7 protein-coding genes and 1 rRNA gene are annotated in these 12633 nt (G+C 58.0%); 7 read left to right on the top strand and 1 reads right to left on the bottom strand.

Features of this window, described 5'->3' with window-relative positions; translation table 11 throughout:
• The 4 genes from ACUM6F_RS12425 to ACUM6F_RS12410 form a co-directional block, all read left to right on the top strand.
• Positions 1–2634: U32 family peptidase (locus tag ACUM6F_RS12425; protein WP_445349441.1), on the top strand; the 2634-nt coding region annotated here is incomplete at its 5' end.
• On the top strand, positions 2635–4992 hold the full coding sequence (locus ACUM6F_RS12420) for an endonuclease MutS2 (RefSeq protein WP_445349440.1): 2358 nt from the start codon (positions 2635–2637) through the stop codon (positions 4990–4992).
• Between the two features lie 413 nt (positions 4993–5405).
• Positions 5406–6179, top strand: a complete 774-nt coding sequence (locus tag ACUM6F_RS12415; RefSeq protein WP_445349439.1) for an ABC transporter ATP-binding protein — start codon at positions 5406–5408, stop codon at positions 6177–6179.
• Positions 6176–7342, top strand: a complete 1167-nt coding sequence (locus tag ACUM6F_RS12410) for a SufB/SufD family protein (RefSeq protein WP_445349438.1) — start codon at positions 6176–6178, stop codon at positions 7340–7342. The genes ACUM6F_RS12415 and ACUM6F_RS12410 overlap by 4 nt, the downstream gene beginning before the upstream one ends.
• A gap of 100 nt (positions 7343–7442) precedes the next feature.
• Here the strand turns inward: ACUM6F_RS12410 and ACUM6F_RS12405 are convergent, their stop codons facing one another.
• Positions 7443–9758: a transglycosylase domain-containing protein gene (locus ACUM6F_RS12405; protein WP_445349437.1), complete on the bottom strand. Its 2316-nt coding sequence runs from the start codon at positions 9756–9758 to the stop codon at positions 7443–7445.
• 233 nt (positions 9759–9991) lie between these two features.
• On the opposite strand from ACUM6F_RS12405, the gene tyrS reads away from it, so the two are divergent.
• The 3 genes from tyrS to ACUM6F_RS12390 all read left to right on the top strand — a co-directional run.
• Positions 9992–11212: a tyrosine--tRNA ligase gene (gene tyrS, locus ACUM6F_RS12400; RefSeq protein ID WP_445349436.1), complete on the top strand. Its 1221-nt coding sequence runs from the start codon at positions 9992–9994 to the stop codon at positions 11210–11212.
• Positions 11213–11466: 254 nt separating this feature from the next.
• Positions 11467–12147, top strand: a complete 681-nt coding sequence (yunB, locus tag ACUM6F_RS12395; RefSeq protein ID WP_425621990.1) for a sporulation protein YunB — start codon at positions 11467–11469, stop codon at positions 12145–12147.
• Positions 12148–12402: 255 nt separating this feature from the next.
• Positions 12403–12633, top strand: a 16S ribosomal RNA gene (locus tag ACUM6F_RS12390); the annotation flags it as partial.

The raw sequence follows: 12633 nt of genomic DNA, 5'->3' as shown, positions 1-12633 counted from the left end.
CGTGGAGCCGGCGGCTTAGCCTGCTCCCTCAGGGTTGCGCTGTTTTTCAGGGTAGGATTTAAGATACTTGACGATACAAAACCGCTGGTCGGAGGTATTAAAGCGATTCTAAGAGCTCACAAACCGGAACTGCTTGCTCCTGCGGGAAGCTGGGAATCCCTGGTTGCCGCCGTGCAAAACGGTGCCGATGCCGTTTATCTCGGCGGCAAGTCTTTCAATGCCCGGCAATCGGCGGAGAACTTCGCCGCCGATGACCTCGTCAGGGTGGTTGACTACGCCCATGTGCGTGGTGTAAAAGTCTACGTTACGGTGAACGTGCTGATAGACGATAACGAACTGGAAGAGGCGGCGGCGTTACTGTACGCGATCAGCGGCGCCGGCGCCGATGGGGTAATCGTCCAGGATCTGGGATTGGCGCGCCTCGCCCGCCGTTTGCTGCCCGACCTCGAGCTGCACGCCAGCACCCAGATGACGGTGCATAACCCGGCTTCGGCAGTCTGCTTGAAGGAGATCGGGTTTTCGAGGATAGTCCTGGCCCGCGAGTTGTCGTTGCCCGAGGTCGCCCACCTGAAGCAGCAAGCCGGGATAGAGGTCGAGGTTTTTGTGCACGGGGCCCTTTGCGTCTGCTATTCGGGGCAATGCCTGATGTCCAGCCTGATCGGCGGGCGCAGCGGGAACCGCGGTCGTTGTGCGCAGCCATGCCGATTGCCCTACGAACTCGTCGGTAACGGGAGTGTGCTGGAGAGCGGGTACCTGTTGAGCACCCGCGACCTTAACCTTTGCCGCCATCTTCCCGCTCTTGTGGAGGCGGGCATCGACGCGTTCAAGATCGAGGGGCGCCTGCGCCGTCCGGAATATGTCGCCGTCGTCGTGGGCATTTACCGGAGGGTCCTGGACCGGGCTCTCGCCGGGGATTTCTATGTTGCGGACGAAGAGCAGCGGGATCTGGCCCAGATCTTTAACCGGCGGTTTTCCACAGGATACTTCTTCGGCCGGCCGGGCCGGGAACTGATGAATTATACGCAGCCCAACAACCGGGGGCTGCCCGCCGGCCGTATACAGCGTTACGACGCCCGCAAGGGAGAGGCCGAAATCGCCCTTGATACCAAGCTCGCGGTGGGCGACGGGATTGACTTCTGGGTTTCGGTCGGCGGCAGGGTATCCACCGAAGTGCAGCGCCTGCGTGTCGCCGGGCGCGAGGTGGAACGGGCGCCTGCCGGATCGGTGGCGGCTGTTCCCGTTGAGGGCAGGATCAAGCCGGGGGACAGGGTCTTCAAGACCTGGGACGCCTCCTTGCTGCGCAGGGCGAGGGAGACCTATGCTTCGCCCAGGGAGATCAGAAAAATTCCCATCCGTGCCTCCCTCCGGGGAGGAGTGGGGCAGCCGCTGCGGTTGCTCTTGGACGACGGGGAGGGGCACACCGTCACCGAGACGGGATCATTTGTCGGAGAAACGGCCCAAAAGAGGCCTTTGACACGGGAAACGGCGGCTGAGCACCTCGGCCGCCTGGGCAACACGCCGTTTGAAATTGCTGTTCTCGAATACCTCGTCGAAAGTCCCGTAATGTACCCGCTGAGTGAGGTCAACGAACTGCGGCGCCGCGCCGTCGAAAGCCTGGCCCAAAAAAGGGCTGCAGACTACAGGCGGAGTCGTATATCGCAAGATAAGTTCGCGCACGATCTGAAGGTTTACCTGAACGTGTCTTGCCGCAAGCAGGGCGGCCGGAAGGATAAGCCGCTTCTGACTGTCGCGGTATCCGACCTCGACTGCGTGTATGCGGCCGTGGACGGCGGAGCGGATGTCGTGTTTTATCCCGGCGAAGGCTTAGGAACCGGGAAGCGCCGCAGGGCCGATGCGGGGAACATATCCGAAGCGTTGGGCATATGCAGGCGCGGGGGCGCCCGCCTTTATCTGTGGGTCCCGCGCATCGTACGGGACGGCGAGTTTACAAAATGGAAAGGCCTCATCAACACCGCTGGTTCGGATGCAGCGGGAATCCTGGCGGGGAACCTGGGCGTGGCGAGAGAATACGTAGGGGGGGGCCTCCCGATTTGGGGGGATTATCACCTCAACGTGTTTAACACGCAAACGATCTGCTTTTTGGCCGAGATGGGTCTGTCATGCGTCACCCTTTCCCCTGAACTGACACTCAACCAGGTGCGCGGCATAGCCGCGTGTTCTCCTTTGCCCGTAGAGGCCTTGGTACAGGGCTCGGTGCCCCTGATGGTCTCCGATTATTGCGTGGTCGGCGCCGTTACCGGCGAGGGTAAAACGGGAGTGCAATGCAAGGCCGCTTGCAAGACGAATACCTTTATGTTAAAAGACAGGTTGGGCGTTCTTTTTCCCGTCGCGGTGGATCCGGCCTGCCGGATGCACATTTTCAACTCGCGGGATTTATCCGCTGTCGACGCCGTCCCGGAGCTCGTCCAGGCCGGGGTTGCGGCGGTACGCATCGACGGCCGTTTGAAATCAGCGGCCTACGTCCTTAAAGCAACGGGAATTTACAGGAAGGTTATCGACGCCTGCGTGCGAAACCCCGACCGTTACCAGGTGCCCGACAAGGTCAGGGCGGACCTGGAAGCGCTGAGCCCCCAGGGTTTCACCAAAGGACATTACTACCGCGGGGTGCTGTAGTTGCTTATCGCCGACGCCAAAACACTGGAGCGTTTAGAATTCGATAAAATCATCGAGCGCCTGGCGCGCCACGCGTATTCCCCTCTCGGGCGGGAAGCCGCCTTGGCGCTCGCCCCTACGTCCGATCTGCCGTCGATTGTCCGGATGCTGGCAGAGACAGGGGAGGCCGTGCTGCTTTTGCGTCTCGACCCCACCGCCGAGTTGGGCGGATGGTACGACGTACGCGAGTCCCTGGCCAGGGCCGAAAGGGGCGCCGTCCTGGAAGGGGAAGCCTTGTCCCGGATAGGGATGACGCTCGGCGCCGTCCAGCGAATCAAGAAGTTTTTTAAGGAGCGCAGCGAAAGCTATCCCATCCTTTCCCGGGCGGCTTCGTCCCTTGTTTCCTTTCTCGAAATCGAACAGCAGCTCAGGAAAGCGGTCCTGCCGGGGGGAGAGGTTGCGGACGAGGCTACGCCCCGCCTGGCGGACCTGCGGCGGCGCATTCAACAGATGCGCTTTCAGGTTAAGGAATACCTGGAGAAAACCATTCGATCGGCAAGCTATCAGAAGTTTTTGCAGGAGCCCATCGTAACCATCCGCGAAGGACGTTACGTATTACCGGTCAAGCAGGGATACCGCAGCCAGGTCCCGGGCCTAGTCCACGACCAGTCGGCCAGCGGGGCGACGCTGTTTATCGAGCCGATGGCCGTGGTCGAAAAGAACAATGAGATCAGGCGCCTGGAAGCGGCGGAGAAGCAGGAAGTGTTCAAGATCCTGAGCGATTTGACGGCCAAGGTCGGCGAGGTCGTGAACGACATCTGTTTTGACATGGAGATCCTGGGCTTCATAGACCTGGCGATGGCCAAGGGGAGGCTTGCGGGTGAGCTCCAGGCCGTTTCCCCCGAAGTGGGGGAGGGGGCTTTTCTCTCTTTCAGGTCGGCCAGGCACCCCCTGATCAAGGGCCGGGCTGTTCCTATCTCGTGCAGCATCGGCGTGGACTACGACACCTTGGTCCTGACCGGGCCCAACACCGGCGGTAAGACGGTGGCCTTAAAGACCGTCGGGCTGATGGCCCTGATGGCTCAAGCCGGCCTTTTTGTCCCGGCGGAGGAGTGCCGGTTGGGCGTGTTTACCCGGGTGTTCGCCGATATCGGCGACGAACAGAGCATTGAAAACGAGCTGTCGACCTTCTCTTCACATATGCGCAACGTGGTGGAGATCCTGTCGGAGGCCGACGTCGGTTCTTTGGTCCTGATCGACGAGTTGGGGACGGGTACCGACCCCGCGGAGGGTGCAGCCCTGGCCCAGGCTGTTCTCGCTGAGCTGCATGCCCGGCGTTCCAAAACGGTGGCCACCAGCCATTTCGGAGAACTTAAGCATTTTGCGGCGACGCGTCCGCGGATGGAAAACGCCAGCGTGGAATTCGACTTTGAAACGCTGGAGCCTACCTATCGCTTGATCGTTGGCCGACCGGGCCGTTCCAACGCTTTTGAGATTGCGCGGCGACTGGGGCTGCCCGACCGTCTTGTCGAAGCGGCGCGCAGCTATCTTGCCGACGAGCAGCTCAGGGCGGAAGAACTGCTCGGGCAGTTGGAGCGCATGCAGCGCGAGGCCGATATCGCCAGGGAGCAGGCCGTACAGCTTAGGGAGCAGGCGCGAAAGGCGGCGGAGAAACACGAAAGCGAGCTAGCCAACCTGCTGGCAAAAAAGAAGGCGTATCTGGAAAAGGCGGCGGAGGACGCGCAGTGGGCCTTGCGTTCCTTACGCCTGGAGAGCGAGGCCATCATCAGGGAGTTGCGCGAGAAGCTGCGTTCGGACAGTGAGCGGGACCGCCAGCTGGCCGCTCAGGAGGCCCGCCGGCGGATCGAAGGGCTGAACGAGATGGTGCCCCAGGTCGAGTACGTACTTCCTGCCGAAGCGCCTCGTTCCGTCAGTGTCGGGGACACGGTTCACCTGCCGCGGTTCGGGCAGTTCGGGCAGGTTGTGGCCGCCGGCAAGGATGGCGAGGCGCAGGTCCAGGTGGGGGCGGTCAAGTTGAGCGTACCGTTGAACGAGATACGTCTGGCGAAAGGCCAACCGCGGCCAAGACAGGAAAACCAGCGCGATGTCGCTCTCGAAAAGGCCCGCGATTTCAGGGCCGAGCTTGACCTGCGGGGGCACCGGGTTGACGAGGCCCTGCTTGAAGTTGAAAAATATCTTGACGACGCGGTTCTTGCCGGCGCTTCGCGGGTGTATCTCATCCACGGAAAAGGGACGGGCGCGCTGCGTTCCGCCGTTCAGCAGCTTCTTAAAGAAAACCGGCACGTTAAGTCCTATCGACTGGGCGACCAGGGTGAGGGCGGCAGCGGCGTAACCGTAGTGGACATTAAAGGGGCATAGAATAGTTGCAAGTCGTAAGTAGTAAGACTCCCCAGCACTCAACTAGGGAAGTTAAGTTGCACGCAGATCTAACCTTTAGCGTCTCGAGGACTGACGGTAGCTCGAATGTAATGGTTCTTCGAGTTGAGTGCCGGGCCGTTCGGAAATTCGCGTTAAAGGATGGAGTTACAGGCTATAAAGCCGGATCAACACGCGGATGCAGAAAGGCAGGTTTTAAGAAGCTGATAGAGAATATCATGACCGGTTCGGTTATGATTGCTCCTGAAGTGTTCGGGAGCTCTTTGTACGTGTCCGGGGAACCTGCACAAAGACGGATGGAAAAACAAGGCTTTCCATATTTTAAGACAGTGGACAGAAACCCGGGTGTTTTCCCGATTCCCTGGTGACGATTTTCAGTTGACGGGGGTGGTTTAATGCTAAAGGTAACTAATCTTACGGTAGCCGTTGATGGAAAGAAGATTCTTGATGGGGTCAACCTGGAAATACTCCCCGGTGAAACCCATATCCTTTTGGGGCCTAACGGGTCCGGGAAATCCACTCTGCTGGGTGCCCTGATGGGTTTCAGCCGCTATAGAGTTGTTGAGGGCAGCATCATCTTCAAGGGGCACGACATTACCAACATGCCTGTGTATGAGAGGGTTCGCCTGGGCCTGGGCCTGTCTTTTCAGCGCCCGCCGACCATTAAGGGGTTGCCGATGAAGGACATGCTCACGATCTGCGCCCACGGCCGGCCGATATCCCCGGAGTTGCCCGCTCAGCTTAAAATGGACGAGTTTATGGAACGCGACGTCAACCTGGGATTTTCCGGCGGGGAAGTCAAGCGTTCCGAACTTCTGCAACTGCTCGTTCAGGACCCCGACCTGGTCCTCATCGACGAGCCGGAGTCGGGAGTCGACCTGGAGAACATCGACCTTCTCGGCAAGACGATCAACCGCCTCCTGCAGCGCGGCGACCTGAACCTGAACGGCAAACCTCCGCGCCAAAAGCGTAGCGAGCGGACCAAGGCCGGGCTGATTATCACGCACACCGGCCATATTCTCAAATACGTGAACGCCGATGTCGGGCACGTCATGTACGAGGGGCACCTGTCCTGCCACGGTAATCCTCTCGAGCTTTTCAGTTGCATTCAAAAACTGGGGTACGGCGAGTGTGTTCGCTGTTCCTTGATTGAGGAAGTGAAGGTATGAAAGAACTGAAGGTACTGCCGAACGCCTTTTCTGATGAGCCCTGCCAGCATGCTTATATTGAAGATCTCGCGAAGCTGGAAGAGAAGGACAGGGAACGCATGCTCGAGAGCGGCGTCGATGTGGACGGCCGGGGGCGTGCCGGAACCTTCGTTCAGATGGACCATTCCGTCGTCCATTGCACCGCCCGTCAGGACGGCCTGGAGATAATGAGCACGAGCCAGGCGCTGGAAAAGTACGATTGGCTAAAGGATTACTGCTGGCGGCTGATCCGTTCCGACCAGGACGAGTTTACCGCCTATGCCAGGGATAAAGCCAGGCACGGTTACTTCATCCGGGCCCTGCCGGGAGTCAAGGCGACTTACCCCTTGCAGGCTTGTCTTTACATTGCCGAGGACAACCTTGCCCAGGCGGTGCACAACATCGTCGTCGTGGAGGAAGGCGCAGAGCTTAACGTGGTTACCGGCTGCGCCAGCGCGCCCGATGTTCGCAGGGGCATGCACATGGGTATTTCGGAATTCTACGTTAAGAAGAACGCCAAGCTCACCTTTACCATGATCCACAACTGGGCGGAGAACATGCACGTGCGTCCCAGGAGCGCGACTTATATCGAGGAAGGCGGCCTTTTCCTCTCCAACTACGTTTGCCTGCACCGCGTCGAAATGCTGCAGATGTATCCGACCGCCTACCTGGCCGGTCCCGGCGCAACGGCACGCTTTAACAGTATCCTGGCGGCTCCTCCCGGGACATACATGGACGTGGGGTCCCGTGTCGTTTTGGAAGCGCCCGAAACCAGGGCGGAATCCATCGCCCGGACCATTACCACCGGCGGCGACATCATCAGCCGGGGCCATCTTATCGGAGCGGCGGAAGGCGTTAAAGCGCACCTGGAATGCCACGGCCTGATCCTCTCTGAAAAGGGCCTCATCCATGCCGTGCCTGAGCTGGAAGCACGGGTCGCCGGGGCCGAGATGTCACACGAGGCTGCAGTGGGGAAGATCGCTCCGGAAGAAATCGAATACTTGATGGCCCGCGGCCTCGATGAGGAGGAGGCGACGGCAACGATCGTCCGGGGCTTCTTGAATGTACACCTTGACGGGCTGCCGCCGGAACTTCAGCGTGAAATCGACAAGGCGATTGAAGCCAGCCAGAAGGCGATGGTTTAACTATGCTGTTGGCTGTTAGATCTTAGAAGTTAGTATCAATGCCCAGCGTCCAGTGCCAAACCGGGTGAGGAATTCATTTCCTCACCCGGTTTTAATGCCCCTACCAGTTGTTGTTTTGATTAGGTTTTTGGGTACCGTTGTCGGTATCTTCAGGCCGCAGCGGGGGCCCGACTTCCTCTATTGGCGGAAGAATACCGGACGGCTGGTCACCTGGAGGCAGCGGTTGAAGAACGCTGCCGGGGCCATGGATGTCACACGTTTTGGTCGGCAGCCGTTCAGCGTAGTCCTGGACAATAGGCGGTACCTCGTAGCCGGTTTTGAAGAGGACGCGTGCCACCCGTTCCGGGCAGTATTCGGTGGCTAACAGCCCCGATGCGGGACAGATTTCAGCCAGGACGTGGCTGTTGTCCTCTTCAGTCGGTACCGTTCCCCGGACAAAGAGGTCGGTAACAATGTGTTCCGGCGGCGTGTTGGGTCCCGGAAGGAGCCCTGATTTACTGTCGACCGAGGCAGTCACCAGGTTGCCCGGGCGCTGGAAGTCGCGGATGGGGGTTCCTTTCAGAGCTTGGCTCATAACGTCTTTCCAGATTTGGGCCGTGTAGGTCCCGCCGAAAGATCCCGGAGGCAGGGAGCGCGGCCTGGAGACATTATCGTTGTCATAACCCATCCAAACCGTGCAGACAAGTTCCGGTGTATAACCGCAAAACCAGTTGTTGTCTCGGTCGTCGGTGGTACCGGTCTTGCCGGCCACGGGCCGTGCTCCCAGGGCGGCGCGCTTGCCGGTCCCTGACTGCACTGCCGTGCGCAGCATATCTGTGATCAAGTAGGCTGTTGTCGCTCTCATCACTCTCTCCTTCCGGGGCTGGAACTGATCCAGCACGTTTCCGTGCGCGTCCTTGACAAGAGTGATGGCGGTGGGTTCCACGTAAACGCCCTGGTTGGCGAAAGCGCCATAGGCCCCGGCCATTTGCAGCGGTGTAACCAGCGAGGCGCCAAGGGCCATGGACAAGCCCTCGCGGTCGGGGTTGACCGATGTAATGCCCAATTTACGGGCGAATTCGGCAGCCCGGTAGGCGCCGACCCGGTCGAGCACCTGAACGGCAACCGTGTTGATGGAGAGCGCCACGGCCGTGCGCATTGTCACCATGCCGCGGTATTGCCCGTCGTAATTCTTGGGTTTATAGCCGGGTTTACCGGGGTACTCAATGGGGTAATCGTCGATTACCGTGGCTGGCCCCATACTTGCCAATTCGATGCCAGGACCGTAAGCAATGACGGGCTTGATAGATGAGCCGGGCTGGCGCCCGGGGGGCCGGGTGGCCCGGTTCCAGCCGCGTATCTGTTTATGCTCCCGCCCGCCGACAATAGCCTTGATATAGCCCGTGTGGGGATCAAGGACAACGACGGCTGTCTGCGGCTGGAGAACACCCTTGTGGTCCTTTTCGGTGGCGGGGAAGTTCGAAGGCTTTGCTACGGCAGCCTCGGCAGCCTGCTGGATAGCAGGGTCCAGGGTGGTGTATACCCTCAGGCCTTCTTTAAAAACGCGCGTGTCGCCGTAGCGTTCGACAAGCTGGTCTGTAACGTAATCGATGAAATAGGGGTATGGATACTCCGGCCTGTCTTGATCGGCGCTCTTGCTGAGCTCGATTGGCTTTTCCTTTGCCGCGGCGGCCTCGGTGGCAGTGATATAGCCGTACTTGACCATCAAGTCGAGGACGGTGTTGCGCCTCGCTGTAGCCGCATCCATGTTCTTGTAAGGGGAGTAGGCGCTCGGCGCCTGGGGCAGACCTGCCAGGAGAGCAGCCTCGGGTAGAGTCAGCGCCGAGACCGGTTTGCCAAAGTAAGTCCGGGAGGCCATTTCCACGCCGTAGGCCCCTTCGCCGAAATAAATCTGGTTGAGGTACATTTCAAAAATTTCGTCTTTGGTATAATGGCGCTCGATCTGGATGGCCAGGAAGACTTCTTGAATCTTTCGTTTCAGTTTCTTTTCCGATGACAGGAAGCAGTTTTTGGCCAACTGCTGTGTGATCGTGCTGCCGCCTTGGGTAAGATTGCCATGGCGCAGGTCGGCCACCACGGCGCGCACCACAGCGCGCAGGTCTATGCCATGGTGTTGATAAAACCGGTTGTCTTCGGCGGCGAGGAAGGCCTTTTTGACTACAGCGGGGACGTCCTGGATCTTAACCGGGATACGTTTCTCGAGGCCGATGGCGGTGATTTGCTCCCCGTTTTTGTCGTAAATAAGTGTGGCGTTGCTGGGGGTAAGCGATTCCGGGTCAAACGTCGGGATGTCCCGTAGGCTGTAGACGGTATAACCGAAGGCGAATCCCCCGCCGATAATCATAAAGACTGCTGTCAGCACAATAAGCAACCGGAGGAAATGCAGCTTCCTTTTTTTGCGTTTTCGCTCGATCATATGCTCCTCCCCAGGTTGTGAGGCAACCCAATATAGATGCATTATATCATGGATAAGGTTGTTTCCACCGCTTTTGGGAGCCGTCTTCCTGTAGCCGTTCCCGTCATGCTATATAACTCTTCCGCCGCCTCTAAAATGACTTGGGAAATAATGATATTGACTATTCATGTTGTTCCCTCGGGACAGGCATTGTTATAATGTAGGGAAATTTTGGCCTAATGGAGGAAAAGCAAATGTTGGAACTGGACAAACAGCTGGAAATCATCAAACGCGGAGTTGTCGAAATAATTCCGGAAGAAGAATTGATCGCAAAGCTCCAGCGTTCGGTCAAAACCGGGCGGCCCCTCCGGGTTAAACTCGGCCTGGACCCCACAGCGCCGGACATCCATCTGGGTCACACCGTGGTATTGCAAAAGCTGCGCCAGTTCCAGGATCTCGGGCATGAAATTTACCTGGTCATCGGTGATTTTACCGGACGTGTCGGAGACCCCACGGGAAAGAGCGAGACGCGGCGGCAGCTTACCGAAGAAGAAGTGCAGGCCAACGCCCGGACGTACCAGGAACAGGTCTTCAAGGTCCTGAATCCCGTAAAGACACATATTGTTTTTAACAGTCGTTGGCTGGCCCCCCTGGATTTCGCGGCGGTAATCCGTCTTTCGTCAACTTGCACCGTGGCAAGAATGCTGGAACGTGACGATTTTGAAAAACGGTTCAAAAGCGGGGTACCGATCAGCATTCACGAATTTTTTTACCCGCTGATGCAGGGATACGACTCTGTTGCTCTCCAGGCCGACGTGGAGCTCGGCGGCACGGACCAAAAGTTTAACCTGCTTATGGGACGGACATTACAGAAAGAGTACGGGCAGGAACCCCAGGTGGCCATCACCACCCCGATCCTCGAAGGGCTGGACGGGATACAGAAGATGAGCAAGAGCCTGGGTAACTACGTCGGCGTCAATGATGAGCCAAAGGACATGTACGGTAAAATTATGTCCATTCCCGACGAACTGATTGTTCGTTACTTTGAACTGGTAACTGACGTTCCGCTGGAGGAATTGAAAAAGATCAAGACCGAACTGGAAAGCGGGGATGTTAACCCCCGCGATTACAAAATGCGGCTGGCTTACACGATCGTCCACGCGTTTCACGGCGAGAATGCCGCGGCGAACGCGGAGCAAGAGTTCAAGCGTATTTTCCAGCAGCACGAGCTTCCCAGCGATATGCCCGAGTGCAAGTTGCCCCTGGAGGCAACGGTGCAGCAAAGGATCTGGGCGCCCAAACTCCTTGTTCTGGCGGGTTTGACGGGCAGCACGAGCGAGGCTAAGAGGCTGATCCAGCAAGGCGCGGTGCGCATCAACGAACAGAGAGTCGATTCCCCGGACCTTGAAGTCCAGATTGCCGACGGCATGGTGATCAGGGCCGGAAAGCGTAAGTTCGCCCGGATCAGACTTTAGATATCAGAAACAGAGCCGCAGGCCCGATTTATTAAGCATTCTCTAACGGTCCAGCAATCAACTACGGTAGTTAAGTTGCAGTAGATCGAACTTTTGGCGTCTCGAAGACTAACGGTAGCTCTAAATGCAATGACTCTTCGAGTTGAGTGCTGGGGAGTCCTACAGCTTATAGTCTACAGCGAAACAGGGCCGCAGGCCCTGTTTCTTTTTGTATGGCTGCCTTCATATACTTTACCATGCGGGAGGGCTGTCCAGTGTTCAAAAGACGCCGGCGCAAGCTTGCCATAACAGTTTGGCTGGGCCTGGCCGTTTCTGTTTTAGTCTATACTTTTATTATTGTTGAGCGTCACTTTCTGCCAGCGATTGTAGACATAGCGAGGGCAAAAGCGGTGCAGGTGACTGTCAATAATATTAACGAGGCGGTCAAGGGCTGCATCCAAAGCCAAAGCGTCAACTACCAGGATCTTGTTAGCTTGCACAAGGATAACGAGGGCCGCATTGTGATGATGCAGGCCAACACCGGCCGCATCAGCGAACTAGCAGCCGATTTTGCTCTGGCCGCGGAAGGCAGGATTCGCGGTATCAGCCAGGAGGAGTTCGTCATTCCGCTGGGGCAGGCTCTGGGGAGCCAGCTGCTCGCCACTTACGGCCCGCGCATTCCGGTGCAGGTTATACCGGTAGGGGCCGTGCGGGTAAACATGGTTGATAAGTTTGAAGGAGCAGGCATCAACCAGACCCGCCACAGCATCTATCTCGATCTCGATACGCAAGTGCAGGTCGTTGTGCCGTGGCAGAAAACCGAGGTCAGAGTGGCGACCCGGGTGCCGCTGGTGGAGAATATCGTCGTCGGCGATGTCCCGCTGACCTATGTCAACCTCGACAGCGGTCTTTTAGGCAACGGCCTGTTCAAAATCACCGAACCGGTCCGCCCTTGACTTGATTAGTGGCAAGTCGTGCACCGTAGGATATCAGTCAAAAGCTGTTGACACTATTAGAGGGGGCATGCTATATTAAGACTTGCTGAGCCCGGGGCGACAAAGCTTCCTGAGGAGGCAGGAAGTGGCTGTTGACAGAGGGCGCAGGCGAGTGATAAGATAAAAAATGTCGCTGTCGCGGGGCGGCGGCGAGGGAGAGAGAATGGGTGGTCTTTGAAAACTGAACAGTGGCTAAGCGTTGCTGAGCGCAAGGTATTGATGGAGAGTTTGATCCTGGCTCAGGACGAACGCTGGCGGCGTGCTTAACACATGCAAGTCGTGCGGGAATAGAGGTCAGAACTGAGAGGTTAAGGTAAGGTAGAGAAAAGGCATCTGCGAAGCAGATGCCCTCGAGATCCGACCTCCGACCTCTGACTTCTGACCTCTATTCCAGCGGCGGACGGGTGAGTAACGCGTGGATAACCTACCCGGCAGACCGGGATAACA

This window comes from Desulforudis sp. DRI-14, assembly GCF_052618305.1.
The sequence above is the reverse complement of the archived record's forward strand: the minus strand, read 5'-3'. Positions and strand labels throughout refer to the sequence as shown.

Excerpts from the sequence above, each read along its gene's own strand:
- ACUM6F_RS12405 (WP_445349437.1), bottom strand. The coding sequence starts at position 9,758 with ATGATCGAGCGAAAACGCAAAAAAAGGAAGCTGCATTTCCTCCGGTTG.
- tyrS (WP_445349436.1), top strand. The coding sequence starts at position 9,992 with ATGTTGGAACTGGACAAACAGCTGGAAATCATCAAACGCGGAGTTGTC.
- ACUM6F_RS12415 (WP_445349439.1), top strand. The coding sequence starts at position 5,406 with ATGCTAAAGGTAACTAATCTTACGGTAGCCGTTGATGGAAAGAAGATT.
- ACUM6F_RS12410 (WP_445349438.1), top strand. The coding sequence starts at position 6,176 with ATGAAAGAACTGAAGGTACTGCCGAACGCCTTTTCTGATGAGCCCTGC.